Below are 26,873 nucleotides of genomic sequence, written 5' to 3'. Positions count from 1 at the left end.
TAGTCATGGCGATCATCTATTTGGATAACGCAGCTTCTACCTGGCCAAAGCCTCCGGCAGTAAAGGAAATGATGGCAGAGGTTATCGAGGATTTTGCTGCAAACCCTGGCAGAGGCGGACACACTTTGGCGATGAAAGCTAGCAAGACCGTGTTTCGTACACGAGTGCAATTATCGCGGTTGTTTGGGATTCAAAACCCGAATAACCTCTTTTTTTATCTAAATGCGACTCAGGCTCTGAATCAAGCTATTAAAGGCTTTTTAAAGCCAGGTGATCACGTTATTTCCTCATCGGTGGAACATAACTCTGTGAGACGCCCTTTGGAGTATATGCGTAAAACCAGTGATGTCGAAGTGACGTATGTAGAACCAAGAGGCGATCATCTGTTTCATCTGGAGGATTTCAAACAGGCGATCCAGCCCCATACGCGCCTTATGGTCGTCAGTCATGCGTCCAATTTGACAGGAGTGATCCTGCCGATTGCTGAATTGGGGGCATTGGCCAAGCAGCACGGGATTACTTTTTTGGTCGACGCGTCACAGTCCGCTGGGGTATTGCCGATTCATGTGGAAGAGATGCACATCGATATGCTTGCCTTTCCAGGACACAAAGGGTTGTACGGCCCTCAAGGAACCGGAGCTCTGTACGTACATAACGACATTGATCTAGAACCGTTGATTCACGGTGGAACAGGCAGTCAGTCTGAAGCGATCGATCAGCCTACTACCAGACCGGATCGTTACGAGAGTGGGACTGTGAATACAGTTGGACTTGCTGGATTGTTAGCGGGTGTGACGTATGTGATGGACAAAGGTGTAGAGCATATACGCCAGCATGAGTGGGAACTGGTCGAAAAAACGATACTTGCACTAGGAGAAATCCCTGGGGTAGAAGTATATGGACCGGGTGTAGAAACGGAGAGGGTCGGAGTTGTCTCGTTTAATATTAATGGAGTCGACGCATCCGAAGTTTCCTTTATCCTCGACCAACAATACGGAATTGCTACGAGATCGGGATACCATTGTACTCCGCTAGGTCATCAAACGGCAGGAACAGAACAACGAGGCGCTGTTCGGGCAAGCTATGGCATTTTTAATACAGAAAAAGACGCAGAAGCGCTTATTCAAGCAGTGCGGGAGATCGCATCTGCCTTCGTGTAACGTATCTGTAGGGGGAGACAAAACGTGATCTTGTTGGGAACCCTGGTAAATGCGGCTGCTATTATCGTTGGAGCCTTGTTAGGTCGACTGCTGAGCCGAATCCCCGATTCGATTCGCCAGACAGTCATGCAAGGGATCGGATTAGCAGTCATTCTGCTGGGAATCAAGATGAGTCTTGGAACGGAAAACTTTTTGCTGATGATTGTCAGCGTCGTGCTGGGAGCTATCATCGGTGAATTGATTGGCATTGAAAAAGGATTGAATCGTCTTGGTCAGTGGTTGGAAAGGAAGCTCGGGGGGAATAAACAAGGCAGCGTTGCTACGGGGTTTGTTACTGCGACATTGGTCTATTGCATCGGAGCGATGGGTGTTTTAGGAGCAATGGATAGTGGGCTTCGCGATAACCATGATATTTTGTACACGAAGGCTTTAATAGACGGGTTTTCAGCTATTATTTTTAGCTCGACGTTAGGAATTGGCGTGCTATTTTCAGCTGTTCCCGTGTTTGTGTATCAAGGGTTAATTGCTTTATTATCGACCCAGATCTACAATGTTGTAAGTCAGACTACGCTCGATGCGATGCTTGTCGAACTAACAGCAGTAGGCGGGTTGATGATCATCGCGATCGGGATTAACATTCTGGAGATCAGAAAGATCAACGTCGCAAATATGCTGCCAGCCTTGGTCATTGCTGCACTTGGCGTGCCGATTGTAGGATGGCTTTCTAAGCTGTTTTTATAAGGAAAAAGGCAATAATGAGACTTTTCTCAAATGAGAAGGGTCTTTTTTTTTGTCGAATCATAAAAAGTGGTATCAAATAACAAGGGACTACTGTATTCAGAGCCAAAATCATGATCAAGGATGGTAGAATAAGCGCATAAGATCAACAGAAAAGCAATAAAACGTCATGCAGTACGGAGCTTGGAACAGAAGCGAGAGAATGGTCGAGAATCATCAAAAAATTAAAAAGGGCCGCAGATCAACTAATAGACGTTTTGGGAGAGAAAAAAGCGATGATAGGATTTATCGTGAATCCGGTGGCGGGCAATGGAAAAGGAAAAGAAATATGGGACCATCTAGAACAAAATCTAAGGCAGCAGGGAGCCGTTTATCACGTGAGGAAGACATCGAGAGAGGGGGAGGCAGAGAACCTAGCTGTTGAACTGATCGAAAAAGAGGGAGTAAATAAAATCATTGCTGTCGGAGGGGACGGAACGGTCCATGAAGTAGTAAATGGCATGTATCAAACGGGAAAAGGTTGCTTACTTGGACACGTGGCTGCTGGGTCCGGAAACGATTTTTCGCGAGGGCATAGTTTGTCAAATGATCCTATTCAGGCAATAGAGCGAATCATGTCGGATAAAAGAGAAAAAGTGATTGATCTGTTGAAAATCAATGGTCGTCTCGCTGTGAATTCAGTCGGAGCGGGATTTGACGGGGAGGTCGCGAAAACGACCAACGAAGCGAGCTACAAAAAGTGGTTGAACCGCTTCAAGCTGGGGAAGGTAGCGTATATATGGTCGGTCATTCGGGTTTTGTGTACGTATCGGCCATGTCCGGTGACGTTGACGGTGGACGGGAAAGTCATCCCATTCGAACGCGCTTGGCTCATAACGATTGCCAATATCCCCAATTACGGTGGCGGTATGTTGATTTGCCCAGGGGCCGTGTCAGATGATGGATTCGCGGAGATTTGCGTGGTGAGTAACGTGGGACGGTTGGGGCTATTACGTGCATTCCCGCAAATATTTACAGGTGCGCACGTCAATCATCCCAAGATCCGTTTCTTTCGAGGAAGACAGATCTTGGTGGAGACACAGAGGCCATTGTTTGTGCATGCAGATGGTGAGATCGTGGCACAAACACCGATTTGCGTAGAAATTTTGCCGAAAAGCTTGCGTATTTGTGGGTAAAAAAAAGAGACTTGTTTACCCAGAGGGGGAGGAAAACAAGTCTTGTCACCTATTTGAACGAGGGTAAGCACGTGCTAGGGTAAATGATGTTAAATACTGCCCAAGCGGCTTTCCTCAGAGGCTAACGAAACAGCCTTCGATAATCCGGATGCAATGATTTCAGCCATATTCATGACAACAGCCAATCGGGTATTCTGGAGCACAAAATACTCCATGAAGCCTCCGACATTGACGATTCCTGTAATGTGAAAAGTACCGACGGCTGGAAGCTCTTTTTTGACGCCTGCTCCTGGTTTTAGCGGTCCATTGATCACATTGATATTTCCGACGTGGCTGAATTGGCCTAGACACGCATCAACAGCAATAACTGTCGCCTTTGGATGCTTGGTTTGGATGAATTCCAGCTTATCCGTGAGATTCATCGCGTGGACAGGATCATCTAAAGTCCCGTACACTTGTAGCAATCGGGATGAGTGCGTTTGCAGTTTGCTCCCTACGAGAGGTCCGAGCGCATCACCAGTAGAACGGTCTGTCCCAATGCAAACCAAGATAATTTCTTCTTCAAAAGGCTTCAAGCGAAAGCGTTGAGCAAGGTGTAGAGCCAGGTGTTCATCTGCGTTTTCACTGCGATATTCCACTTTAAAAGGTGGTAAAAAATTATCCTTGCGATTCTCAAATGTATTCATGGCTACCCCCACTCTTGCGATCGTCAATGATTAGATTTGAAGAGTATTCACAGTATAGTACCGAAAAGGCATTTTTATACCAGCTAATGGGAAGGTTACGTAGGTTTTGAAAAATCAGCGAAACTGGCAAGAGCAAGGGCGAACAGGTACAATAGGAGAAGCTTGCCTGATACTGACTGCAAAAAAAAGATTGGTCGTCAGGACGTAGGGAGGGAGAAAAGTGGGAGGAGAGACGGTACTGATCGCATTTGATTCCACACAGCAAGCTTTGCGAGCAGAGATGCTGCTGGAGTATGCGGATATAGAGATTGACACAAGACCGACCCCAAAAGAGATAACGGCAGGCTGTGCCCTCTCCATAGAGTTTCCACTGCCAGATTACTCACAGGCGAAGACGATAATGGATGAACAACAAGTGATCATTCGAGGCTATTTTCGGCAGTTTTCTGATCGCTATCAGGAAATCGACGAGAAAGGAAACAGAAGGGAGCAGGAAGAATGAGAGATGGAAAATTGTTTACGTCACTTTATAATCAAATTTACGATTATATAACGAATGCCGACATGTGGATGAACCTCGGGACGATTGTGTTGAAAATTGTAGCGATTATCGTGATTTCACGAATTGTCGTATCTGTCGTTCAGGCAGCGGTTAATCGGGTATTTCAGCATCGAAAAGGCAGCAAAATCCAGATGGATCAGCGACGCGTCGATACTATGAGGGTACTCGTTAACAACGTCGTAAGGTACACCTTGTACTTTTTAGCGATTCTCATGATTCTGCAGTTGCTGGGGATTGATTTAAAGCCTGTTCTGGTGAGTGCAGGGGTATTGGGATTGGCAGTTGGTTTTGGCGCTCAGAGTCTGGTGCGTGATATTATTACCGGATTTTTCATTATCTTTGAGGATCAGTTTGCGGTCGGGGATGTCGTGACCATTAATAATATGACAGGAACTGTACAGGAAATCGGTCTTCGAATCACGCGCGTTCGCAGCTGGACAGGGGAAGTGCATATTTTCCCTAATGGAACGATCACCCAGGTAACAAATTTCTCGTTGCAAAATACATTGTCTGTCGTGGATGTATCTGTAGCGTATGAAGAAGACTTGAACCAAGTGGAGCAAGTCTTGAAGGAAGTGCTGCAGCTCGCTCAAACCGAGCTAACAGACATTGTGGCAGAGCCTCAAATTCTCGGCGTGCACGCTCTTGGCCCATCGGAAGTGATTATGAGGGTGACAGCAGAATGTAAACCAAATACACACCACGGAGTAAACCGTAACCTGCGGGCTATGATCCGGACAGAATTCACAAAACGCGGCATTCAGATTCCGTATCCGAAAATTGTCGCGATGCAAGGCAAAGGTCAAGGCTTGGGGCAAGCGTAGAGAGAAAGGAGCAAGACAAAAATGGAACGGAAGCAATTTGAACTGGGGGATGTCGTTCAAATGAAAAAACCGCATCCGTGCGGGACGAATGCGTGGAAAGTCATCCGAATGGGGATGGATGTACGCATAAAATGCACGGGTTGTGAACACAGTGTGATGATTCCACGACTAGAGTTTGAACGAAAGCTAAAAAAGATCTTGAGTCATGCAGAAGACGAGACTCAGTCTTGAGATAGAAATTTGTTTGTATGACCGCGTTGTCTTTTTTTACAATGCCCGTAAACGGTGAGAGGGAGCAGTCGTGTGTGGATAGCTCCCTGCCGTTCTAAACGGGGGGATACGATGAAAAAAGGGACAGGCAAATGGCTACAGGTACTGGGTATGGTGATGTTTTTGTTACTGGCAGCTCAACCGGCGATGGGAGCGGATGGATCATCCTGGGGGATGAAGATGGCGCCAACTGACAAATCCGCGGACGTCTCTGTTGAATCACTGATTACGATTACGTTTGCACAGCCCATTCGTCTGATGAACAACAAAGAGCTGACGAATCAATCGTGGTTGTCTATCGTTCAGCTGACAGATAGCAAAAAGAAGAGAATACCTTTTGCAGTAAATTGGAGCAAGTCACAGCGAACGGTCACGATCGACCCTGTGGGTAACCTGGAGGCAGGGCAATCTTTTCACGTAATGATCCCTGCGAAAAAAATCAAAAACGAACGTGGACAAGTAAATCCGGAAGCGAGCATCACGTTTTCCACAAAAAAAGCAGTGGATACAATCGCACCACGAGCTACTATTTTACCTGGACATGGGGCAAAGCAGGTCAAGCTGCAGGAAAAGGTGACCATGCAGTTCGCAGAGGATGTCTTTTTGGTCGATGGCAGTATTCTTGCGAGTAAGACGTCAGGGGCGCTCGTGCGTCTGACTGATGATACGGGTGCCAATGTCGCACATACGATTACCTGGAACAAGAGCAAGAGGATGCTGACTGTCAAACCAAGAGGGAAGTGGCAGCCGTACAAGAATTATCAGATTGAACTAGTACCTGGCTTGTTGCGTGACGCCGCGGGCAATGTCAATCCTGCTCAGCGATCCAGTTTTACCACGGGAGCCAAATAAATGCATAATAAAAAGGGATGCTCTTTACTAGCAGCATCCCTTTTTCATTTGTACTATCGTGATTTGGCCCCCGGAGGATAGTACATACGTTATGACAGTTCATGGCGAGTCGACAACGATCGCCAAATATGACGGACCTTTGTGTGAAGGTAATGATGCGCATATGAGCAAGGATTACCTTCAGATAGGTTGGATCGCAGCGGGAATATTAGTTGCACTCACAAGCAATGATCACGAGAAGGATGAAGAGAACCAAGATCAGCGCGAAGTCGTCAAAGCCATTGAAGATACCCACTTGCTAACACCTCCTACCCTAGTTTCAATACTCATGCTATGTCAAAAGCGGAAAAGAGGTATGGGCGAATGTCTCGGGTGTTAGGAAAATAAGTTATACACAATCTATCCACAGAAAATGTGGACAACTTTACGTGTTGGGACAGATGTGGAGTGAGGGTAAAGGGGGAAACCACCTGTGCGTTAGGGGTTATCCACAGATTTATCCACAAAAATGAATTTTCTCTGGATAAATTGACAGTTGTTAATAAATATTTAAAAATTTTTGACTAATTAAGAAGGAATTACAGGTAAAAAAAGATAATTACAGTAACTAGTATTTGGGAAAGCTATATAGACGTAGAAAAGGGGCGATTGAGATTTGAAGAAGCGTGCGTTTGCATCCATCACGGCTTTGGCCATTACTTTGACCACCGTAGCAGTGCCCTTCATTCCGTACAGTTCTCCAGCCATTGCGGTTGCTGCGGAAAAGGCGCCTGTTTATCAGACACGTGCGGAAATTCCTGATCAGTACAAATGGAAGCTCGATCATATTTATCCGACCGTCAAGGATTGGGAAAAAGATGTCGCCAAAGTAGAAGAGATGGCCAAGGCTTTTACCAAGTATCAAGGCAAGCTTGGCAGTTCCTCTGCTTCTATATTGAAGGCGTTTGAAGACTACATGAGTATGATGCGCCTCAATGACAAGGCTTACGTGTATGCGAATATGTCACTCGATGTGAACTCCGCCAATTCCGATCTGCAAAAGCTGGCTGACCGTGCTGAGAAAATGTACACACTAGTCTCCGAAAAAACAGCATGGGTACAACCTGAAATCGTAGCGATTCCCGATAATAAAATGAAGCAATTGCTGGCTGACAAGGATCTGGCACCGTACAAGCTGTTCATCGAGGACATGCTGCGTACCAAACCGCATTCGCTCTCAAAAGAAATGGAGGAGCTGCTGGCAAAATCAGCGCCACTCAGCAACTCGCCAACGAGTATATACAGCATGCTGTCCAAAGACGTAAAATTCCCGAAAATCAAGGATGAGAGCGGGAAAGAAGTACAACTCAACCGCGCTAACTTCGTTTCTTATTTAGAAAGCAAAGATCAACGTGTGCGAAAGGATGCGTTTAAAGCGTATTACAGCTCGTTGATCGATTTTCAGGACAGCTTTGCCCAGACATTGGCGGCAAAAGTAAAAGGAGATAACTTTTACGCAGATGCTCGTCATTATAAGACTGCTTTGGAGTCGAGCCTGAATCCAAACAACATTCCTACAAAGGTGTACGATGAGCTGATTGATACGGTAAATGACAATCTGCCACTGTTGCACCGTTACATTTCCTTGAAGAAGAAAATGCTCGGAGTGAATGAGTTACACATGTACGATATTTACGTACCGATCGTGCCATCCGACGATAAGTACATTTCGTTTGAAGAAGGCAAAAAGATGGTAGTAAACGGATTGCAGGCGATGGGCGACGACTATGTGAAAGTCTTGGCCGACGGTTTGGAAGGCGGCTGGGTAGATGTGTATTCTACCGATGACAAACGTACAGGTGCTTACCAATGGGGAGCGTACGACACTCATCCATACGTGTTGTTGAACCATCAAGGAACGTTGGACGATGTTTTCACGATCGCACATGAGATGGGCCATGCCATGCAGTCGTATTACACCAATAAGACGCAGCCATACGTTTCGTCCAATTACCCAACCTTCACGGCAGAAGTGGCGTCTACGATGAACGAGACATTGCTGTTCAAGAGCATGTATGCGCAGGCGAAGACGAAAGCCGAGAAAATGTATCTGCTCAATCATTACCTGGAGAATTTCCGTTCGACACTGTTCCGTCAGACTCAGTTCGCCGAGTTTGAGAAAGCGATCCACGACAAGGAGCAGGCAGGAGAGTCGTTGAACGCCGAAGCTATCAAAAAGATTTACCTCGATATCAACAAGAAATATTACGGCAAAGATATGGTTTCAGATGATGAAATCGCGATGGAGTGGGCACGTGTTTCCCATTTCTACAACTATAAATACTATGTGTACCAATACTCGACGAGCTTTGCTGCGTCCCAGGCATTGGCGAAGCAAATCATGGATGAAGGGAAGCCGGCGGTCGACCGCATCCGCACCAACTTCCTCGAGGCAGGCAATTCCGCACCAGCTATCGAGGTGTTGAAAGCAGCAGGAGTGGATATGTCTACTTCCAAGCCAATCGAGCAAGCGATGCAAATTTTTGAAGAAACGCTGACAGAGCTGGAGAAGCTGGTCAACGAGAAGTAAAGCTTGGCGAAACGAGAAAAAGGCTCCCTTTCACTTGAGAGGGAGCCTTTGTATTGCGAGAGATGCCTACTATTCAATAGGCGATGCCAACTCGCGAACGTACATAGTCGCCACTGTCAATCAGGCTGTACGTGAATGCCGCCGTGTCCGGGACAGAGATTTCAGAGCCATTTTCCGGCAAAAAATCAGCTTCCACACGGTAGGAACCGATCAGCTCGCCATCTGGCAAATAGGTCGGGCAGACGATTGTCCAATCGAGAGAGGATTGTTCCAGCAGGGCAAATGCCTTGTGATGCTCTTCCGCGGCGCGGGTCAGCTTGCGTTTGGACTCGCTGGATTGGTAACGGAGCAATTCAGGGGACGTTCTGCTTTGCAGGATACCGGCTGTTCCAATAGTAATGATACGTTTGATGCCTGCTTGCTTCATGGCAAAGATGATGTGAGGGAAGCCCTCTGACAAAGTAGTGGAGCCGTCGGTACCGAGCGTGCAGATGACGGTATCTGCGCCACTCACCGTGCGTACGACGTCGGAAACTTCCAAAACATTGCCTGAGATGATACGAAGGTTGTCCGCTTGGTGATGGGCTAGTTTCTCCGGGGAACGGGCCAACGCGGTGACATGATGCCCATCCTGGAGTGCGCGTGTAAGAATGTGACTGCCCACGCGTCCGGAGGCACCGAGTAGGAGCAAATTCAAGAAAACACCTCATTTCTATAGACCGAAAGCTCATCTATTCCTGCCATCCAGTCTAGCATTTCTTTTTTTGTCCCACCAGTTTGGTGTAGGATACAGCAAGGAAGTTCCCACAAGGATGCAATTGTATTCTTATATCCAAATCTATATACTTAAAAGGATGTCAGGACGATGATAAGGAGTGTATATAGATGGGTGCATCTTGCGGGATTGTAGGTCTTCCCAACGTAGGGAAGTCGACCTTGTTTAACGCCATTACCCAAGCAGGTGCAGAATCGGCTAACTACCCGTTCTGTACGATTGATCCCAATGTAGGTATCGTGGAGGTTCCAGATCCACGTTTGGCTAAATTGACAGAGATCGTTGTTCCAAACAAAGTGGTCCCAACCGCTTTTGAATTTGTGGACATTGCTGGTCTGGTTAAAGGTGCGAGTAAGGGTGAGGGCCTGGGGAACCAGTTTTTGGGCCATATTCGTGAAGTTGATGCGATCGCTCACGTTGTTCGTTGTTTTGAAGATGAGAACATTACGCACGTATCTGGACGTGTCGATCCGCTGAGCGATATTGAGACGATTAACCTGGAGCTGATCTTTGCTGACCTCGACTCCGTAGACCGTCGGATTGACCGTATCGTTCGTAAAGTGAAAGCCGGAGACAAAGAAGCCAAGCAAGAGCTGGATGTGCTGGAGAAATTGAAGGCTGCTTTTGAAGAAGGAAATTCAGCACGCAGTGTAGAGCTGGATGACGAGGAGCGCAAATGGGTTCGCGATTTGCACCTGTTGACTATTAAGCCGATGCTGTACGTGTGCAACGTGGCGGAAGACGGCATTTTGGATGCTGACACCAACCCGCATGTGCAAACGGTACGGGAACACGCGGCTAGCGAGGGTGCACAAGTCGTCGTAATCAGTGCCAAGGTAGAAGCGGAAATTGCGGAGCTGGAAGGCGAAGATAAAGACATGTTCCTTGAGGAGCTGGGTCTTTCTGAATCCGGACTGGATCGCTTGATTCGCGCTGCGTACGAGCTTTTGGGACTGGTTACTTACTTTACAGCAGGCGTGCAAGAAGTTCGCGCTTGGACGATTCGTCGTGGTACCAAAGCTCCCGGAGCAGCGGGCGTCATCCATACCGATTTCGAACGCGGCTTTATCCGTGCGGAAGTCATCGCCTACAATGATCTGGTAGATGCTGGTTCCGTTGCTGCAGCACGTGAGCGCGGCAAGTACCGTCTTGAAGGGAAAGAGTACGTGGTAGCGGATGGAGATGTTATGCATTTCCGTTTCAACGTCTAGAACCGGGCCTTGCAGCGCGAGATTTGCTTTGCTATAATACGATAATGCGAGTATTTGTGGAGTGCATGTTTTATGCGTTTCGTTTTAGCACTCGCTCCTTGCCCTATAAGGGCCGCTAAAGTCCATAAGGAGGTGAAAAGGTATGCGTCAATACGAAGTTATGTATGTATTGCGTCCAGACCTTGAAGAAGAGAAAGTGAAATCCAATGTAGCCCGTTACAGCGAGATCGTAACCAACTACGGCGGCGAAATTTCCAAACTTCAAGAAATGGGCAAGCGTCGTCTTGCTTATGAAATTAACAAGTTCCGTGAAGGTTACTACGTTTTGATGAACTTCAAAGCGAATTCCGATGCTGTTGCGGAAGCAGAGCGTCTGATGAAAATTAACGACGACGTAATTCGCTTCATGTTCGTTCGTGATGAGAAGTAATCACTGTCGCGGTCAGAGGGGGAACCAAGATGAATAAAGTCATTCTCATCGGCAACCTGACAAAAGATCCTGAACTTCGTTATACGCCAAATGGCGTTGCCGTTGCTACGTTTACTGTGGCGATCAATCGTCCTCGCACCAATCAAGCAGGCGAGAGAGAAGCCGATTTCATTAATATTGTCGCTTGGCAAAAGCTGGCCGACCTGTGTGCAAGTTATTTGCGCAAGGGTAGACAAGCCGCCATCGAGGGACGCCTTCAAACGCGCTCCTACGACAATAAAGAAGGAAAACGAGTATACGTAACAGAGGTTGTTGCGGAGAACGTTCAATTTTTGGGCGGTCGAGGCAATGAGGGCGGAGAAAATGCAGGATATGATCCGGGTCCAGGCTTCGGCGGTGGCAACAAGCCATCCGGCGGCGGTCAGAGAAACGACTTTGATCCGTTTGGGGATCCCTTCGCGAGTGCTGGCAAGCCTATCAACATTTCAGATGATGACTTGCCGTTCTAAAGAATCGTATAACTTTCACATTTCCTTAAGAAGGAGGAACTATAATGGCACGCAAAGGACGTCCTAATAAGCGTCGTAAAGTATGCTTTTTTAAAGTGAACAAAATCAAACACATCGATTATAAAGATGTTGATTTGCTCAAAAAGTTCATCAGCGAGCGCGGTAAAATCTTGCCTCGTCGTGTAACTGGTACTTCCGCTAAGTACCAACGTGCACTGACGATCGCAATCAAGCGCTCTCGTCAAGTGGCACTTCTGCCTTATACGGCTGAATAATTTACCACAAGCTATAAAAAGGGGGACACAATTGCGTGGCCCTCTTTTTTCCATATCTTCTTGTATTCTCAAATGAGGTGCTGACATGCCTTCGAAAACCAAGCAATTGGCCGAAAATGCCTTAATGCTGGGTATCGCGCTGGTGCTATTGTTTCTCAGTACATACACGGTGCTAGGTGCGTTAGTCAGTATTTTGGTCCCACTGCCTTTTTTAATCTTGGGAATGAGTAGAACCGTGCCAAACATGGTTTGGATCTCACTTGCGTTTACCTTTTTAGGGTGGATTATGACGGGACCGGTCACCGCTTTTGTAGCTCTGGAGTTTGCTGTCTGGGGAGCGTTGATGGGGATCTTCTACACCAAAAGGGGGACAGCACTCTCTGGGATTACAGCAGGAGCAGTCGCAGTCTTCTTTGGTTTTGTGTTCATGCTAGCCTTTATGATTTTCGGAATGAAAACGAGCTTTGATTCAATTTTGCAGCAGGCTGCTGTTTTGAGGCCGTCGTTTATGCCAAAGGAGCAGTACGATCAGTACATCCAATTAGGCAAGATGCTTCTTCCGGTGAGTCTGGTCATGTTCAGCTTTGGTTCCAGTGCGATTGTTCACTGGCTGGCTCGATTGATCGGTAAACGATTGCGCAGACCTGTCCCGGCACTGAAGCCGATTCGGGAGTGGACCTTCCCGAGATCGTTGCTCTACTATTACTTTATTGCAATGATCGGCATGCTGGTTTTTGGGTCAAGCATTCAAGGGACGTTCTGGGAAAGCGCAATTTTCAACGTAAAAGTGATGCTCGATGCCGTATTTACTTTGCAAGGTCTAAGTTTTTGTCTGTTCGCTGCCTATTTGTATGGCTGGAAGAGATTGACTCCAGTGCTTATTGTCTGTCTATTTATTTTTCCCTTTCTAACCACTATACTGAGTCTAGTAGGTATCTTTGATTTGGGAATTCGGTTACGTGAAAAACTGGAAACAAGAGTGAAGAGGGGCTGAGGAAATGCCCAAATTCCTGTTAAAGCGTTGGTACGGGATGCATATGGTCCTGGCACTCAGCTTTAGCTTGCTGTTGTTGGGGATTTTGACCCTGCACCATTGGATGTACGGGGCGATCGGCATGATCTGCTTGATTGGCCTGGTTCTTTATGCCCTCCAGGCTGAGAAGGGGTTCCAACGCGATTTACGCCTTTATCTGGCTACTGTCACACACCGTGTGAAGAAGGCTGGCGAAGGTGTTATTCAGGAGCTGCCGATCGGAATCCTTTTATACAACGAGGAAAAGGCAATTGAGTGGGTAAACCCGTTCATGACACATATGTCCGGGGATGAGTTGCTGATCGGTAAAAACCTGCAGGAAGTTTTTCCTGGGCTGAATGGAAAGCTGGAGCAAAAACGGCTGGAATTTACCTACAATGAACGGGTGTATGAGGTGCTGGTTCGATCCGAAGAGCGTCTGTTGTACTTTACAGATATCACGGATTTCAAAGAACTGACGGCTCGTTACCATCGTGAAAAGGCTGCGCTCGCCATCATCCATCTCGACAATTTGGACGAGATCGGGCAAGTGATGGATGACCAGAGTCGGACACTGCTTTCAACGAGTGTCGCGGGTGTGATCACTGAGTGGGCTACCAAACATGGCATATATCTTCGCCGAATCACGGCTGACAAATTTTTGGCGCTGATGGAACGGGAAGCACTTGATAAATTAGAAGAAACGCGTTTTGACATTTTGGATGTGGTACGGGAGATGACAGCCGACAACAAGATTCCGATTACACTCAGTATCGGGGTTGGAGCCGCTGCCAGTACCTACATCGAATTAGGTCAAATGGCGCAGTCCAGCTTGGACATTGCACTCGGACGCGGTGGCGACCAGAGTGCGGTAAAGGTTGGGAACAAGCTCACATTCTACGGTGGCAAATCAAATGCCGTAGAGAAGCGTACTCGTGTACGTGCCCGTGTCATTGCACATGCCTTGCGTGACCTCATTCATGAGGCAGAACACGTCATCGTCATGGGACACAAGCAGCCGGATATGGACTCCATCGGAGCTTCACTCGGGGTACTTAAGGCAGTCCAGGTGCACAAAAAAGCGGCTTACATCGTCATGGACGAAGGGAACAATTCGGTAGAACGACTGATGCGGGAAATTTACGCCAACGAAGAATTGGCTGAGACATTTGTTACGCCTGAACAAGCGATCCGTTTGGTTACAGGTCGGACACTGCTCGTTGTCGTAGATACACATCGTCCTTCGCTGGTCATTGAGCCCAAGCTTCTGGGTGAAACGAGTCGGGTGGTAGTGATTGACCACCATCGTCGCTCAGAAGAATTTATTGAACCAGTCCTGTTGTATTTGGAGCCTTATGCTTCTTCTACATCCGAGCTGGTCACAGAGCTGTTGCAGTACCAAAGCGAGCGATTGAATATCGACAGCCTGATTGCGACAGCACTTCTTGCCGGGATTGTCGTCGATACCAAGAGCTTTGCGTTCCGCACAGGTTCGCGTACCTTTGAGGCGGCATCATTCTTGCGTCGCAATGGTGCTGATACAGCAGCGGTCCAACGTTTGCTGAAGGAAGATGTGAACCAGTACGTCAAACGGGCTCGAATCATCATGAACACCGAAACGTACCGAGACAATATGGCGATCGCCACGGGTGATCCGACAGAGGATTATACGCAAGTCCAGGTAGCGCAGGCAGCAGAGCAGCTCCTGACCCTGTCTGGTATCCAGGCATCGTTTGTAGCAGCACAGCGGGCAGACGGTGCGATCTTGATTAGTGGACGCTCTCTGGGCGATATTAACGTCCAATCCGTTATGGAGCTTTTGGGTGGCGGCGGACACTTGACTGGGGCAGCGACACAAATCGAGGGTATTACCATGAAAGAAGCAGTGAAACGCTTGAAAGAAGCGATTGATTCGGTCATATAGGCCAATAGAAGAAGGGGGAAACGATGATGAAAGTCATTTTTCTTCAAGATGTAAAAGGCCAAGGAAAAAAAGGCGAAGTAAAAGATCTCTCTGAAGGTTATGTACGCAACTTCCTGCTGCCGCGTGGATTGGCAAAGGAAGCTACAGATAGCAACGTCAAAACGCTGGATGCTCAAAAGAAAAGCGAAGAGAAACGCAAAGAGCAGGAAAAACAGGAAGCACAAGAGCTGGGAGAAAAACTGAGCGAGCTGACTGTGAAAGTGAAAGGAAAAGCAGGCGAAGGTGGTCGTCTGTTTGGAGCCATTTCCAGCAAGCAAGTCGCACAGGCTTTGGAAGAACAGTTCAAAGTCAAAGTGGACAAGCGCAAGCTCGAGATGGATGCGATCCGCGCACTCGGTGTCACACAAATCAAAGTAAAATTGCACAACGAAGTAACCACAACGCTCAAAGTTCACGTGGTGGAAGAATAATGACTGACATGTGGAGGGTGTGACGTGAGCGACCTGTTTTTGGATCGTGTGCCGCCGCAGAACAAGGAAGCAGAACAGTCGGTGCTGGGTGCCGTGTTCTTGTCCAAGGATGCTCTTATCACGGCCATAGAACTTCTTCGACCGGAGGATTTCTATAAGACAGCGCATCAGCGCATCTTTCAAACGATGGTGGACCTGTACGAAAAAGGAGAGCCTGTCGACTTGGTTACAGTGACGGCTGAATTGCAGGACCACAAGCTGTTGGACGAGATCGGCGGCGTTACCTACCTGACGGAGATCGCGAGCTCTGTTCCGACCGCAGCGAACATCGAATACTATGCGAAGATTGTGGAAGAAAAATCGCTGCTACGGCGATTAATTCATACAGCAACCAAGATTGCCAATGACGGTTATTCACGCGAGGATGAGGTCACTGCCATCATCGCCGATGCGGAAAAGTACATCATGGAGATCGGACAGAATCGCAACAGCGGGGGATTCACTCCTATCCGTGATGCGCTGATGGAGACCTATGAACGCATCGAGTTTTTGAGTCAGCGTAAAGGAGATATCACGGGGATTTCTACGGGATATACCGATCTGGACAAGATGACGGCTGGCTTGCAGCGAAGCGACTTGATTATCCTCGCTGCCCGTCCTTCGGTAGGGAAAACGGCGTTTGCTCTGAATCTGGCACAGAATGTAGCGGCACGAGCCGGAGAAACCGTCGCTATTTTTTCTCTCGAGATGGGTGCCACTCAGCTCGTTCAGCGTATGATCTGTGCCGAAGGGAATCTGGATGCCTCTCGGATGCGTTCAGGGGCTCTGGAGGAAGACGACTGGCAAAAGCTCACGATGGCGATCGGGACATTGGCGAAAGCGCCGATCTACATTGATGACTCGCCTGGGGTAACAGTCATGGATATCCGGGCCAAATGTCGCAGGCTTCAAGCGGAAAAAGGCTTAGGATTGATTTTGATCGATTACTTGCAACTGATTCACGGTCGAGGAAAAGGGGATAACCGTCAGCAGGAAGTTTCGGAAATCTCCCGTACCTTAAAAGGGATCGCCCGGGAATTGAATGTACCGGTAATCGCCCTGTCGCAGTTGAGCCGTGGCGTAGAGCAACGGCAGGACAAGCGCCCGATGATGTCAGATATTCGTGAATCCGGTTCGATCGAGCAGGACGCGGACATCGTAGCCTTCCTCTATCGGGATGACTACTACGATAAAGAGACCGAGAACAAAAACGTCATTGAGGTTATTATCGCCAAACAGCGTAATGGCCCTACAGGAACGGTAGAACTCGCGTTTTTGAAGGAATACAACAAGTTCGTCAGCTTGGATAATCGCTTTCGAAATCAGGCAGGATAATAGAGTCAGAAGAAGAAAAGTCGGAAATGCTTCCGGCTTTTTTCTATGGGGAAAAAAGGGCCCCAAATGTAAAAAGGAAAGGGACAACAGGGGACATTCAAGCGTATGTTAATTACCGAACATATAATCTTTCCACTATTCTAATGTTCGTATTTTCGTTGACATACAGGAAATGGTTTAGTACACTTAGATTGTTTCAGGCCCAAAAGGACATGATGATATCAGGAGGTGTTTTTCGATGTCAACAGTCGTTGTCGTCGGAACCCAGTGGGGCGATGAAGGTAAAGGTAAAATTACAGACTATCTGGCAGAAAGCGCAGAGGTAGTGGCTCGTTACCAAGGTGGTAACAACGCAGGCCATACCATTATTTTTGATGGTAACAAATATAAGCTTCATTTGATTCCATCTGGAATTTTTTATACAGATAAGACCTGCGTTATCGGAAACGGCATGGTAGTCGATCCGAGAGCGTTGATTAAAGAGCTGGAGTACATTCACAGCTTTGGTTTCACCACAAACAACTTGAAAATCAGTGATCGCGCGCACGTGATTCTGCCATACCACATCAAGCTGGATGGCGTAGAAGAAGATAGCCGCGGAGCAAACAAGATCGGTACGACCCGTAAAGGTATCGGTCCTGCTTACATGGACAAAGCAGCTCGTATCGGTATCCGTATCGCCGATCTGTTGGATGCAGAAGAATTCAAACGCAAGCTCGAACGCAACCTGGCTGAGAAAAACATGTTGCTGGAAAAAGTGTACAACACGACTGGATTTGAGCTACAAGAAGTATTGGACGAATACCTGGCTGTTGCAGAAATCATTCGCCCATATGTAACGGACACATCCGTAGTACTGAATGACGCAATCGATCGCGGTAACCGTGTCCTGTTTGAAGGCGCTCAAGGCGTACTGCTGGACATTGACCAAGGTACTTATCCTTACGTTACTTCTTCCAACCCGATTGCTGGTGGGGTTACCATCGGTTCTGGTGTAGGTCCGACCAAAATCAATCAAGTCATTGGTGTTGCGAAAGCGTACACCACTCGCGTAGGGGACGGTCCGTTCCTGACTGAGCTTTCTGATGCGATTGGCGATCAGATCCGTGAAGTTGGTGCCGAGTATGGTACGACAACTGGCCGTGCACGCCGTGTAGGCTGGTTTGACAGCGTAGTCGTGCGTCACGCTCGTCGTGTGAGCGGTATCACTGGCTTGGCGATCACCAAGCTGGACACATTGTCTGGAATTGACACCCTGCGTATTTGCACCGCGTACAAATACAATGGTGAAATTATTGAATCGTTCCCTGCGAACCTCAACCTGCTCGCAAAATGCGAACCGGTATACGAGGAGATGCCAGGCTGGACAGAAGATATTACAGGTGTTCGCAACCTGAACGACTTGCCTGAAAACGCACGTCACTATATTGAGCGCATCACGCAATTGACAGGCATCCCAATGTCGATCTTCTCTGTAGGACCAGATCGTGAGCAGACTGTAGTCGTTCGCGGCATTTACGGATAAGCAGTAGTACCATTGTCATAGTGAAAGCTGTCGATTCTTCGACAGCTTTTTTCATTGAACAAACAAATTTATTTCATGAGGACAGACACGAAACGACACCATCTGGGCATAAAGTAGAGCATAGAAAGGAAATGGAGAGGTGATCGTGATGATGGGTTTTGATCAAAAAGCTATGAAGCTGCTCGGGAAAAATGTACAGGTGAAGATGTTCAATGGCGTCGTCATCAAGGGAACCATGACTCATTTCGATAACGGCTACCTGTGCTTCATCACCACATATAAGCAACAGGATGCGGAGAAAACGACGATCCGCCGATTGGCACTAAAAGATGTAACTTCCATGCTCGAGGTGTGATAATCGAATGAGCAAAAAGCAATGAGCCACCTTTCCCTTCTGGAATAGGTGGCTATTATTTGCTAGGACTTATGTTGTGATCAAACCATCCCACCGAGCGATGTGATGATTTGGGTAGCCTCGTCACCCCGTTCTTCCGGTACGACTGCAGTCAACAGGACACTTCGGTTCAGGTTGTCATCTCCGCGGTCGGCCATCCCACTCGCGTCAGGACTCGCAGCAGCCAAAATGCTCGCATCACGCCCATTTGGAAAGTCTCCAGCGAGTGTCATGATGCCCAGGCTAGGGATTTCTCCAGAGATAGGATTCATAATCGATTCGTTCCCATCCCCAGGAAATTGTCCGACTCTGTCGATCTGTACGATGGAGAAACCAGCTTGCCGTAGAGCATCTGCGGCCTTGGATGCATCTTCTTCCGTGTGAAATCCTGACAGAATGTTTCGCTCTTTCACATAAATCACGCTCCTGATCGTCTAAAATATTCCAGTTCTATGTACATATAATGACTCTTCATCAACTTTTTTATTCGACAGCAATTTACACTTGATGTTGTCGCTAAATATGTGGTAAAGTCGACATAGTTGGTTTCTTTAGGCAATTTGGCAGATTACTGGAAACAAAATTTTGGGCTATATGTCCTAGTCGGTATATTTAAACAATTCAGGAAATACCGAAAGTAAGGCGAGCTTCTTATGTTTTCAGGAGGGACAAGTTATGCAATGGTCAGAATGGAAGGCCAAGCTGCAGGAACGGTCAGAGAGAATCGTTCAGAATTGCAGAGAATTGGCGAAACGCACGATCGAACAAACAAGCGCATACGTTCAAACTCATAAAAAACAAACGATTTCCGTCGCAGCTGGATTGGTGTTCACTGTGGCAGCGGGAGCATCCGCGCAATATTACTACTCAAGCAACATTTTGTCGGTATATCACGTGCTTGTGAATGGTCAAGAAATTGGCGTAGTGGACAACCCTTCTGTGGTTAAAAACTGGACAAGCGCCAAGTTGGAAGAGGAAAAGGCCAAGAATGGCTTATCTTTGACTCTCGCCGACTACATAACCTACAAGGAAGAGCGTACGTACAAGGCGCCTTTTGACAATGAGGCAGCGCTCAGTGCACTTTCAGACATCGCTGACATCAAAGTCGAGGCGGTCAAACTGGTCGTAGATGGAAAAGTAATCGGATATGCGGCAGATCAGAATACTGCCGAGCAAGTGCTTGCACATGTCAAAGAAAAGTATTCGGGCGTTCCACAGGCTGACAAGAAAGTGGCGGTTGCTGCTGCGTCGTTGTCTGCACCTGCCAAGAGCAGTCCGATCAAGGAAGTTACCTTCAAGGAAGAAGTACAGACAGAGAGTGACTCCGTAACTGCCGCGCAAGTATTGCCTGCGGAAAAGCTAGAGGAACTGCTGGAGAAAGGCACCTTCAAGCAGATGACACATACCGTCGTCGAAGGTGATTGTATTGGTTGTATCGCCAAAAAGTACGATATTACCTCGAATGACATTTATGCCAACAACCCTGGAGTAACAGAAAATACTGTGCTTCAGCTGGGACAACAAATCAATGTTACCGCGGTCCGTCCTTTGGTGACCGTGCAGGTCAAAGAGGAACTCTCGCAAAAAGAAACCATTGCGTTTTCCACGCAAATCAACAATAATGATAAGCTGCCAAAGGGAGAAACCAAAACTGTCCAGGAAGGCCGGGACGGTAGCAAGATGGTTCAATACGAAGTGACCAAGGAAAATGGACAAGTCGTTGATCGCACGATCGTCAAGCAGGACGTAATTGCCCAACCAGTTGCCAAAATCGTGGAGCGGGGAACCAAGGTGATCCCATCTCGTGGGACAGGCCGTCTGAGCTGGCCAGCGGGTGGTTATATCAGCAGTGGATTTGGAACACGCTGGGGCCGGATGCATAAAGGAATCGATATCGCCGGATCCGGTTCTGTTTTGGCTGCCGATAATGGGCGTGTCAAATTTGCCGGATGGGATGGCGACTACGGAAAAGCCGTCATTATCGATCATGGAAATGGCATGGAGACCCTGTATGGTCACATGAGCACCATTAGCGTCAATGTCGGCGACGTGGTTGCTCAAGGCAAGAAAATTGGAAACAAAGGATCCACTGGGGACTCTACTGGCGTTCACCTTCACTTTGAGGTTCATCAAAATGGACGAATCCAGAACCCAATGCGTTTCTTAAAATAGACAAGTAATTTTTGGCAATAGAGAAAAGGGTGTCTCCACGCGAGATTACCCTTTTTTTGTTCCCGTGAATCAACTAGAAGAAGGTAGTGATTTCCAGAGGACTTCTTTACACGCAGGACATGGTGTATTGTAGAGGAATAGAAGCTCCACGAGTGGAATCCTTAATGAGAAAAGGAGGGAGCGAGATGGCAAAACTCCTGGTTGTAGATGATGAAAAACCAATCGCAGATATTTTGAAGTTTACCTTTGAAAAGGAAGGCTATCAGGTCGTGTGTGCCTATGATGGCGAGGAAGCACTGGTCGTCGTTCAAAATGAGAGGCCTGACCTGATTTTACTGGATGTGATGCTGCCAGGGCGCGACGGGATGGAAGTGTGCCGGGCCGTTCGTCAATCACATGATGTACCGATTATCATGCTGACAGCCAAAGACTCCGAACTGGACAAAGTGCTGGGGCTGGAATTGGGCGCGGACGATTACGTCACCAAACCATTTAGCACCCGGGAGCTGGTCGCACGGGTCAAAGCACATTTGCGCAGACACCAGCCAAAGACCGAAGAAAAAGATCAACAGCATCTGGTGCGAGTCCACGAGCTGGAGATTGACCTCCATTCGTACACGGTGGAGAAAATGGGAGAACCGTTGGACCTGACTCATCGGGAGTTTGAACTCTTGGTCTATTTAGCTCGTCACCAGGGTCAAGTATTGACTCGCGAGCATTTGCTCCAATCGGTGTGGGGATTTGACTACTTTGGCGACGTGCGTACAGTAGATGTGACGATTCGCCGATTGCGGGAAAAGATCGAGGACGACCCGAGCCAACCGAAATACATCATCACGCGCCGTGGCTTGGGCTATACGCTGCGTAACCCTGGCATGGGAGGAACGCCTGGATGAGGCGGCTGTTCAAAACGATTCAATGGAAAATGGTCGTTATTTACATGCTACTCATCTTGCTGGCGATGCAATTCATTGGAGCTTACTTTGCCCGGGAAGTAGAGAGTTATTACATCAACAACTTCTCGGAGGCATTGAATGGTCAGGCGAGCTTGCTTGCGAGCCTCTTGGAGAGTGATCTTCGTCCCAAAGATGGCAAGGAACAGAACCCTGAGCAGTACCGCCAGGACATCGATAATCTGATCAACAATCTGGTCAAGATCAATGGGGCAAACGTGCAGGTCATCGATCAGACGGGTACGGTCGTCAGCACTACCGAGGACAAAAGCCGAATTGGCCAACGGACGTCGCAGCCGGAAGTCACGATAGCTCTACTGGGGACGCGAAGTGAATCGATGCGGATTGACCCGCGTACGGGCGCTCGCGTGAAAGTATTAGTGCTGCCGGTCAAGGGAGATCAGATCGTGTACGGAGCCGTCTACATGGTGGCTTCGATGGAAGCGACGTATACGACCATCCGAAAAATGAACGGGATATTGGCGACTGGAACGATGTTCGCGCTGGTGATTACAGCTGGGCTGGGAGTCGTACTCGCCCGGACGATCACCAAGCCAGTCAAGGAAATGACTCGTCAAGCGCGAGCGGTAGCCGATGGAGACTTCAACAGCAATGTGAAAGTGTATAGCGGCGATGAAATCGGACAGCTGGGGATGGCTTTTAACCATATGACCTTACGCTTGCAGGAAGCGATTCTGCAGCAGGAGGAAGAACGGGAAAAGCTCGCAGGTATTTTGAGCAACATGACAGACGGAGTGATTGCTGCCGATCGAAAGGGCAAGATCATTTTGTTTAACCGTGCTGCCGAAGAAATGCTGCAGGTAACCATGACCGATGTCTTGATTAAAGCACGAACGCTATACGATCTTTTGAGTCTGCCTCCCGAGGAAGAAATGCCGCTATATGAGCAGGTCGAGCCGCTATTCATTGAAATGATGCTTCCGAATCGGGATGAAGTCATTTTGCGCGTGACCTTTACGCCCTTGCAGCATGACAGTGGAAAGAAGGGCGGTATCATTGCCGTGTTGGCAGATGTTACGGAGCAGCAGCGTCTGGAGCATCAACGACGGGAATTTGTGGCGAACGTTTCCCATGAGCTGAGAACACCGCTGACAACCATCAAAAGCTATGTGGAAGCTTTGTTAGACGGAGCGGTAGAAGAACCGGAGCTGTCTAACCGCTTTTTGCGCGTAACGATGTCAGAAACCGAGCGTATGATCCGGTTGGTCAATGACTTACTGCAGCTGTCCCGATTTGATTCACAAGGGGTGCGCCTGCATTGCAAGGAAGCCGATCTTCATCGATTGCTGCATTACGCTGCTGATCGCTTTTCCATGTTTGGAGAGCAGCAGGATGTTCAACTCAGTCTGGAAGTACCAGACAAGCTGCCGCCTGTCTACATTGATCTGGACGCGATCAATCAGGTGTTGGACAATTTGCTGTCCAATGCGATCAAATACACGCCCCAAGGGGGGAAGGTTGTATTGCGTGCAAAAATCAATAACCATCAAAAGCGGGTTCTGATCTCGATTGAAGATACAGGGATCGGAATTCCTAGCCGAGATTTGAAGCGGATCTTTGAACGATTTTATCGGGTAGACAAAGCGCGCTCTCGCGGACAAGGTGGGACTGGCTTGGGATTGGCTATTGCCCGGGAATTAGTGCAAGCGCACGGGGCAGATATCGAGATCACCAGCGAGTGGAACGTAGGAACAACCGTGACGTTCTGGGTTCCATTTGCCCAAGGGGGTAAGACGGGATGAAGCGGTGGCTGGAACCTACCAAGACCGTATTACTCAATCTGCTGGTGCTGGCGAGCTTTTGTTTGACCGCGATGTTATGGAGCAACCAGCCGAAATTTCAGTTTATCGAGCCAGCTCAATATACGGAATCAAAGCCTGTGCAGGAAAAGCAGCTGGTGCAGCTCGTGAAACCGGAATCTGTCGTGTTTCACTATGGAGAGGATCGACATACCCAAGCGGTGGCGACAGACGGGCCCTATAGCATGATCGTGAAGGAAATGTCCAAATGGATTTTCCTCGATTTTACCCCGTATATGCTCTCGAATGATAAGTGGGGGGAAATTGCCCGGGAAAAGATGGGACTGGAGGTCCGCTTCAGAAGCACGGTACCCCTGTCCATCGTAGGACGTCTGGTCACCTTTCGGGATGAATACGATAGCCGGATCAAAGGAATCGATCGCCTGTGGCTGTACTACGAAAAAGATGAGGATCTCGTCTATGCTCTCTTCCTTTCTTCAGAAGAAGGCCAGATGATGCGCTCACGTACTTCTATTAGCTTGAAGGATTTGCGAGATTCGTATTTGGCAACCGGTAATCAAATGCCGGAGCAAATCATGAAGATCGTGAAGCCGGAGCGGACCTACTCTGCGATCGAAGGCGCCATTCCGGTATGGAGCATGTTCTATCTCCCGAAAAACCAGATGCGCATGCAGCAGTTCCGGTATGGTTATGAAACCATCAGTAATGAAAGATTGATCGAAGCGTACTTCCTTGATCCGTCATTGGTGAGACAGATCATGGAGCGGGACAAGACGGTCATTTTTACGGATGGGAGTCGTTCGATCCAGCTGAAGTCAGAGCAGCAGGCGTTTACCTTTACCGATCCGGCTTATCAACAGCGCGCTCAGGAGCAATCGGATGAAGAGAAGGTCCAGGGAGCCGTGAGCTTTATCAACAAGCATTTGGGATGGCTGGATGACTACCATTTTGAGCGAATGAAGAAAAGCTATAATGAAAAAGATTTAATTACGTTCCGACAGTATGTAGGTTCCTATCCTCTGATGAGTCAGGGGGATAAGCCAATCGATACGATCCAGATCACCTCAGAGGCTGGTCAAGTGGTGACACTGAGTCGTTCGTTGTTGAGCCTGGACAAGTATATCTCCAACAAAGAGTGGTATGTCATGTCAGGTCCAGAGCTTTATCAGCTCATTCGTGATAAAAAGCTCGGGAATACGGAGCAAATTACGAATGCATTTCTGGCCTACCATACCAACGTAGGGGAAGGGTACGTAGACCTGATGCCGATTTGGGTAGTGGAAATGGCGAACCAGGCCAACCTGTACATTTCCGCACAAGCCAATCAGGGAGGAGGAAAGGTGCATGGATTGGAGTAGAACCAAGACGATTCTGATCTGGGCCTTTCTTCTCCTCGATTTGTTCCTCGGCTACCAGGTGTATGTGACGCGAATTAGTTTTTGGAACAATCAAGATGTGGCACAGGGCGACAAATGGGACATGGAGCTGTATTTGAAGCAGCAAAATATCGCTTTGGTGACCGAGGTGCCTCAAGATACGCCGGAAATGTCTTACTTGAATGCGGAGTATGTGGGGATCAATCCGCTTTCTTTGCAAGAGATGTCTGGTCTGACAGCGACGATGGAGAAAATGTCGCTGGCGGCCAAGCTGAACCCACCTTTACCAATTCGAGGACAAATTACGCCTAACGAGCTGTTGCGCCAAATCGGTCCGCGCTTGATGTACGCAGATCAATACACGGCAGATATGTATCAGTCCAATCAAGGGCGTCTGTTGTACTGGCAGGTGTATCAAAAAATGCCTGTGTTCGTAGCTCCTCTGGAGGTATATCTGGAGAACGGCTCGATCTTGGGATACCGACAGACATTTTTCCATATGCGCAAGCAAGAGAATGGGCGACAGGTGATCTCTGGCTATACAGCCCTGCGTTCGTTGGTGGACAAGCAGATTATACAGCCGGGGGAACGGATCGAAAGTGTGAGTCTGGGCTACTACGGATCGTATGATGCAGATATTCAGGCATTGGCTCCAGTGTGGCGGGTCATTCACGAGGGCAAGCAGCATTTTATTAATGCTTTTACAGGTGCCTTGGAACGACCGATGGTGACACAGCGTTAGAGTGGGTGGAATCGGAATCGAGAGACAGACAGCGAGGGAACGTTACGGGAAGAGGGATGTTTGGTGAGATTTAGTGTATTGGCAAGCGGAAGCACGGGCAATGCCATCTATGTGGCGACTGACCGTGTCTCTGTGTTGATTGACGTAGGGATAACGGGGAAGCAGGCAGAAGCGGCGTTGCAGACCATCGGAGTCAACCCGGCTGATCTCAGCGCGATTCTCGTCACGCACGAGCATGTCGATCATATCAAAGGGGTCGGTGTCATGGCACGTCGCTATGGACTGCCGATCTACGCGAATGAAAAGACTTGGGGAGAGCTGGACGGACAGATTGGAACCATCAAAGAAGAGCAACGTCGTTTTTTTGCAGTAGGAGAAAAGCAAGAATTGGAAGATTTAGGAATCGAGTCCTTTGGAATCTCCCACGATGCGGCAGAGCCGATGGGTTTTTGCTTTTACCAAGGCTCGAAAAAGCTCAGTGTCGCAACTGATCTAGGCTATGTCAGCGACAAGATCAAAGAAACGATCCGCGGGGCAGATGCGTACGTGTTTGAATCCAATCACGACGTGGAGCTTTTGCGCATGTCTCAATACCCGTGGAGCATCAAGAAACGGATTTTGAGTGACGTGGGACACTTGTCCAACGAGACTGCAGGAGAGGCTCTGCTCGATTGTCTGGGCGGGGGAGCAGAACGCGTGTATTTGGCCCACTTGAGTAAGGAAAACAATATGATCGATTTGGCGAGACTGACCGTGAAAGGTATTTTAGAAGAGAAGGGTCTAGTCGTGGGCGACGATGTCCATTTGCGCGACACGTACCCGGATCGGCCGACGAAGCTGGAAGAGCTATAGGACTGGTTTGATCTGAATCTGACGACTGTTGGCAGCATCGGTCAGTTTGGCGTACGTGTCGATGTGGAAGGATAGCTGCGTGTCCAATTCGCTCATTTTGCTGGTGAGCTCGTCCCGGGTAAAGAGACCTTTTGCAACCATCAGTTCGATCATGGCATGTAGGACAAGCGTATTCTGGTAGTCTACTTCTTGCAGGTCGGCTAGTTTGGCGATCAGATTCACTTCTTTCACGTTCTATCAATCCTTTCGAAAGCTTTTAATC

The 26,873-nt window shown here is 48.2% G+C and carries 29 protein-coding genes; 24 read left to right on the top strand and 5 right to left on the bottom strand.

Annotation, left to right across the window (positions count from 1 at the left end):
- The first annotated feature begins 5 nt into the window (after positions 1-5).
- The 3 genes from AN963_RS18550 (at position 6) to AN963_RS18540 (ending at position 3,073) form a co-directional block, all read left to right on the top strand.
- Positions 6-1,160, top strand: coding sequence for an aminotransferase class V-fold PLP-dependent enzyme (locus tag AN963_RS18550; RefSeq protein WP_055745999.1), 1,155 nt, complete (start codon positions 6-8; stop codon positions 1,158-1,160).
- 24 nt (positions 1,161-1,184) lie between these two features.
- Entirely contained in the window at positions 1,185-1,901 is a 717-nt protein-coding gene (locus AN963_RS18545; RefSeq protein ID WP_055745998.1) for a DUF554 domain-containing protein, read from the top strand.
- Positions 1,902-2,173: 272 nt separating this feature from the next.
- The gene (locus AN963_RS18540; RefSeq protein WP_055745997.1) at positions 2,174-3,073 is read left to right on the top strand and encodes a diacylglycerol/lipid kinase family protein; all 900 of its coding nucleotides are present in this window, start codon (positions 2,174-2,176) and stop codon (positions 3,071-3,073) included.
- A gap of 89 nt (positions 3,074-3,162) precedes the next feature.
- Here the strand turns inward: AN963_RS18540 and yyaC are convergent, their stop codons facing one another.
- Positions 3,163-3,759, bottom strand: a complete 597-nt coding sequence (gene yyaC / locus AN963_RS18535; protein WP_055745996.1) for a spore protease YyaC — start codon at positions 3,757-3,759, stop codon at positions 3,163-3,165.
- A 220-nt stretch (positions 3,760-3,979) separates the two neighbouring features.
- On the opposite strand from yyaC, the gene AN963_RS18530 reads away from it, so the two are divergent.
- The 4 genes from AN963_RS18530 to AN963_RS18515 all read left to right on the top strand — a co-directional run bounded on the left by AN963_RS18530 (position 3,980) and on the right by AN963_RS18515 (position 6,267).
- The gene (locus AN963_RS18530) at positions 3,980-4,261 is read left to right on the top strand and encodes a DUF3343 domain-containing protein (protein ID WP_055745995.1); all 282 of its coding nucleotides are present in this window, start codon (positions 3,980-3,982) and stop codon (positions 4,259-4,261) included.
- The gene (locus tag AN963_RS18525) at positions 4,258-5,145 is read left to right on the top strand and encodes a mechanosensitive ion channel family protein (protein ID WP_055745994.1); all 888 of its coding nucleotides are present in this window, start codon (positions 4,258-4,260) and stop codon (positions 5,143-5,145) included. Before AN963_RS18530 ends, AN963_RS18525 begins: the two co-directional genes overlap by 4 nt.
- Positions 5,146-5,166: 21 nt before the next feature.
- On the top strand, positions 5,167-5,376 hold the full coding sequence (locus AN963_RS18520) for a DUF951 domain-containing protein (RefSeq protein WP_055745993.1): 210 nt from the start codon (positions 5,167-5,169) through the stop codon (positions 5,374-5,376).
- A gap of 111 nt (positions 5,377-5,487) precedes the next feature.
- The gene (locus AN963_RS18515) at positions 5,488-6,267 is read left to right on the top strand and encodes an Ig-like domain-containing protein (RefSeq protein ID WP_055745992.1); all 780 of its coding nucleotides are present in this window, start codon (positions 5,488-5,490) and stop codon (positions 6,265-6,267) included.
- Positions 6,268-6,475: 208 nt separating this feature from the next.
- On the opposite strand, the gene AN963_RS30405 is transcribed toward AN963_RS18515, so the two are convergent.
- Complete coding sequence (locus AN963_RS30405) at positions 6,476-6,562, bottom strand: YjcZ family sporulation protein (RefSeq protein ID WP_083496976.1); 87 nt, start codon at positions 6,560-6,562, stop codon at positions 6,476-6,478.
- A 360-nt stretch (positions 6,563-6,922) separates the two neighbouring features.
- Between AN963_RS30405 and pepF the strand changes: the two genes are divergently transcribed.
- The gene (pepF, locus tag AN963_RS18505; protein WP_055745991.1) at positions 6,923-8,836 is read left to right on the top strand and encodes an oligoendopeptidase F; all 1,914 of its coding nucleotides are present in this window, start codon (positions 6,923-6,925) and stop codon (positions 8,834-8,836) included.
- A gap of 73 nt (positions 8,837-8,909) precedes the next feature.
- On the opposite strand, the gene AN963_RS18500 is transcribed toward pepF, so the two are convergent.
- Complete coding sequence (locus AN963_RS18500; RefSeq protein ID WP_055745990.1) at positions 8,910-9,533, bottom strand: NAD(P)-dependent oxidoreductase; 624 nt, start codon at positions 9,531-9,533, stop codon at positions 8,910-8,912.
- Between the two features lie 188 nt (positions 9,534-9,721).
- On the opposite strand from AN963_RS18500, the gene ychF reads away from it, so the two are divergent.
- The 10 genes from ychF to AN963_RS18450 all read left to right on the top strand — a co-directional run bounded on the left by ychF (position 9,722) and on the right by AN963_RS18450 (position 18,696).
- Entirely contained in the window at positions 9,722-10,822 is a 1,101-nt protein-coding gene (ychF, locus tag AN963_RS18495) for a redox-regulated ATPase YchF (protein WP_055745989.1), read from the top strand.
- 142 nt (positions 10,823-10,964) lie between these two features.
- Positions 10,965-11,252 carry a 30S ribosomal protein S6 gene (gene rpsF, locus AN963_RS18490; RefSeq protein ID WP_055745988.1) on the top strand — a complete coding sequence of 96 codons (288 nt, stop codon included), beginning with the start codon at positions 10,965-10,967 and terminating at the stop codon, positions 11,250-11,252.
- A 29-nt stretch (positions 11,253-11,281) separates the two neighbouring features.
- Entirely contained in the window at positions 11,282-11,761 is a 480-nt protein-coding gene (locus AN963_RS18485; protein ID WP_055745987.1) for a single-stranded DNA-binding protein, read from the top strand.
- Positions 11,762-11,805: 44 nt separating this feature from the next.
- Complete coding sequence (gene rpsR, locus AN963_RS18480; RefSeq protein WP_016739387.1) at positions 11,806-12,036, top strand: 30S ribosomal protein S18; 231 nt, start codon at positions 11,806-11,808, stop codon at positions 12,034-12,036.
- A gap of 85 nt (positions 12,037-12,121) precedes the next feature.
- Positions 12,122-13,030: a DUF2232 domain-containing protein gene (locus AN963_RS18475; RefSeq protein WP_055745986.1), complete on the top strand. Its 909-nt coding sequence runs from the start codon at positions 12,122-12,124 to the stop codon at positions 13,028-13,030.
- A gap of 4 nt (positions 13,031-13,034) precedes the next feature.
- A complete protein-coding gene (locus AN963_RS18470) occupies positions 13,035-14,972 on the top strand; it encodes a DHH family phosphoesterase (RefSeq protein WP_055745985.1) in 1,938 nt (645 codons plus the stop codon).
- 26 nt (positions 14,973-14,998) lie between these two features.
- Positions 14,999-15,442 (top strand): 50S ribosomal protein L9, encoded by a 444-nt coding sequence (gene rplI, locus AN963_RS18465; protein WP_055745984.1) that lies wholly within the window; start codon positions 14,999-15,001, stop codon positions 15,440-15,442.
- Between the two features lie 24 nt (positions 15,443-15,466).
- Positions 15,467-16,816, top strand: coding sequence for a replicative DNA helicase (dnaB, locus tag AN963_RS18460; RefSeq protein WP_055745983.1), 1,350 nt, complete (start codon positions 15,467-15,469; stop codon positions 16,814-16,816).
- Positions 16,817-17,054: 238 nt separating this feature from the next.
- Positions 17,055-18,341, top strand: a complete 1,287-nt coding sequence (locus AN963_RS18455) for an adenylosuccinate synthase (RefSeq protein ID WP_055745982.1) — start codon at positions 17,055-17,057, stop codon at positions 18,339-18,341.
- Between the two features lie 151 nt (positions 18,342-18,492).
- Complete coding sequence (locus AN963_RS18450) at positions 18,493-18,696, top strand: hypothetical protein (protein WP_055746366.1); 204 nt, start codon at positions 18,493-18,495, stop codon at positions 18,694-18,696.
- An 80-nt stretch (positions 18,697-18,776) separates the two neighbouring features.
- Here AN963_RS18450 and AN963_RS18445 read toward each other — a convergent pair whose 3' ends face one another.
- The gene (locus tag AN963_RS18445; protein WP_055745981.1) at positions 18,777-19,148 is read right to left on the bottom strand and encodes a hypothetical protein; all 372 of its coding nucleotides are present in this window, start codon (positions 19,146-19,148) and stop codon (positions 18,777-18,779) included.
- A 262-nt stretch (positions 19,149-19,410) separates the two neighbouring features.
- On the opposite strand from AN963_RS18445, the gene AN963_RS18440 reads away from it, so the two are divergent.
- The 6 genes from AN963_RS18440 to AN963_RS18415 all read left to right on the top strand — a co-directional run bounded on the left by AN963_RS18440 (position 19,411) and on the right by AN963_RS18415 (position 26,611).
- Positions 19,411-20,907, top strand: coding sequence for a LysM peptidoglycan-binding domain-containing M23 family metallopeptidase (locus AN963_RS18440; RefSeq protein WP_055745980.1), 1,497 nt, complete (start codon positions 19,411-19,413; stop codon positions 20,905-20,907).
- Between the two features lie 185 nt (positions 20,908-21,092).
- On the top strand, positions 21,093-21,803 hold the full coding sequence (yycF, locus tag AN963_RS18435) for a response regulator YycF (protein ID WP_055745979.1): 711 nt from the start codon (positions 21,093-21,095) through the stop codon (positions 21,801-21,803).
- Complete coding sequence (gene walK, locus AN963_RS18430; RefSeq protein ID WP_055745978.1) at positions 21,800-23,623, top strand: cell wall metabolism sensor histidine kinase WalK; 1,824 nt, start codon at positions 21,800-21,802, stop codon at positions 23,621-23,623. The genes yycF and walK overlap by 4 nt, the downstream gene beginning before the upstream one ends.
- Positions 23,620-24,999 carry a YycH family regulatory protein gene (locus AN963_RS18425; RefSeq protein WP_055745977.1) on the top strand — a complete coding sequence of 460 codons (1,380 nt, stop codon included), beginning with the start codon at positions 23,620-23,622 and terminating at the stop codon, positions 24,997-24,999. Before walK ends, AN963_RS18425 begins: the two co-directional genes overlap by 4 nt.
- Complete coding sequence (locus AN963_RS18420) at positions 24,986-25,759, top strand: two-component system regulatory protein YycI (RefSeq protein WP_055745976.1); 774 nt, start codon at positions 24,986-24,988, stop codon at positions 25,757-25,759. Before AN963_RS18425 ends, AN963_RS18420 begins: the two co-directional genes overlap by 14 nt.
- A 63-nt stretch (positions 25,760-25,822) precedes the next feature.
- Entirely contained in the window at positions 25,823-26,611 is a 789-nt protein-coding gene (locus AN963_RS18415) for an MBL fold metallo-hydrolase (RefSeq protein WP_055745975.1), read from the top strand.
- Here the strand turns inward: AN963_RS18415 and AN963_RS18410 are convergent.
- Complete coding sequence (locus AN963_RS18410; protein ID WP_055745974.1) at positions 26,606-26,842, bottom strand: hypothetical protein; 237 nt, start codon at positions 26,840-26,842, stop codon at positions 26,606-26,608. The two genes, AN963_RS18415 and AN963_RS18410, sit on opposite strands and share 6 nt — an antisense overlap.
- Between the last annotated feature and the right edge of the window lie 31 nt (positions 26,843-26,873).

This window comes from Brevibacillus choshinensis, from assembly GCF_001420695.1.
Taxonomy (GTDB): domain Bacteria; phylum Bacillota; class Bacilli; order Brevibacillales; family Brevibacillaceae; genus Brevibacillus; species Brevibacillus choshinensis.
The sequence above is the reverse complement of the archived record's forward strand: the minus strand, read 5'-3'. Positions and strand labels throughout refer to the sequence as shown.

Excerpts from the sequence above, each read along its gene's own strand:
- AN963_RS18550 (WP_055745999.1), top strand. The coding sequence starts at position 6 with ATGGCGATCATCTATTTGGATAACGCAGCTTCTACCTGGCCAAAGCCT.
- AN963_RS18540 (WP_055745997.1), top strand. The coding sequence starts at position 2,174 with ATGATAGGATTTATCGTGAATCCGGTGGCGGGCAATGGAAAAGGAAAA.
- yyaC (WP_055745996.1), bottom strand. The coding sequence starts at position 3,759 with ATGAATACATTTGAGAATCGCAAGGATAATTTTTTACCACCTTTTAAA.
- AN963_RS18525 (WP_055745994.1), top strand. The coding sequence starts at position 4,258 with ATGAGAGATGGAAAATTGTTTACGTCACTTTATAATCAAATTTACGAT.
- AN963_RS18520 (WP_055745993.1), top strand. The coding sequence starts at position 5,167 with ATGGAACGGAAGCAATTTGAACTGGGGGATGTCGTTCAAATGAAAAAA.
- AN963_RS18515 (WP_055745992.1), top strand. The coding sequence starts at position 5,488 with ATGAAAAAAGGGACAGGCAAATGGCTACAGGTACTGGGTATGGTGATG.
- ychF (WP_055745989.1), top strand. The coding sequence starts at position 9,722 with ATGGGTGCATCTTGCGGGATTGTAGGTCTTCCCAACGTAGGGAAGTCG.
- rpsF (WP_055745988.1), top strand. The coding sequence starts at position 10,965 with ATGCGTCAATACGAAGTTATGTATGTATTGCGTCCAGACCTTGAAGAA.
- AN963_RS18485 (WP_055745987.1), top strand. The coding sequence starts at position 11,282 with ATGAATAAAGTCATTCTCATCGGCAACCTGACAAAAGATCCTGAACTT.
- rpsR (WP_016739387.1), top strand. The coding sequence starts at position 11,806 with ATGGCACGCAAAGGACGTCCTAATAAGCGTCGTAAAGTATGCTTTTTT.
- AN963_RS18475 (WP_055745986.1), top strand. The coding sequence starts at position 12,122 with ATGCCTTCGAAAACCAAGCAATTGGCCGAAAATGCCTTAATGCTGGGT.
- AN963_RS18470 (WP_055745985.1), top strand. The coding sequence starts at position 13,035 with ATGCCCAAATTCCTGTTAAAGCGTTGGTACGGGATGCATATGGTCCTG.
- rplI (WP_055745984.1), top strand. The coding sequence starts at position 14,999 with ATGAAAGTCATTTTTCTTCAAGATGTAAAAGGCCAAGGAAAAAAAGGC.
- AN963_RS18455 (WP_055745982.1), top strand. The coding sequence starts at position 17,055 with ATGTCAACAGTCGTTGTCGTCGGAACCCAGTGGGGCGATGAAGGTAAA.
- AN963_RS18450 (WP_055746366.1), top strand. The coding sequence starts at position 18,493 with ATGGGTTTTGATCAAAAAGCTATGAAGCTGCTCGGGAAAAATGTACAG.
- AN963_RS18440 (WP_055745980.1), top strand. The coding sequence starts at position 19,411 with ATGCAATGGTCAGAATGGAAGGCCAAGCTGCAGGAACGGTCAGAGAGA.
- yycF (WP_055745979.1), top strand. The coding sequence starts at position 21,093 with ATGGCAAAACTCCTGGTTGTAGATGATGAAAAACCAATCGCAGATATT.
- walK (WP_055745978.1), top strand. The coding sequence starts at position 21,800 with ATGAGGCGGCTGTTCAAAACGATTCAATGGAAAATGGTCGTTATTTAC.
- AN963_RS18425 (WP_055745977.1), top strand. The coding sequence starts at position 23,620 with ATGAAGCGGTGGCTGGAACCTACCAAGACCGTATTACTCAATCTGCTG.
- AN963_RS18420 (WP_055745976.1), top strand. The coding sequence starts at position 24,986 with ATGGATTGGAGTAGAACCAAGACGATTCTGATCTGGGCCTTTCTTCTC.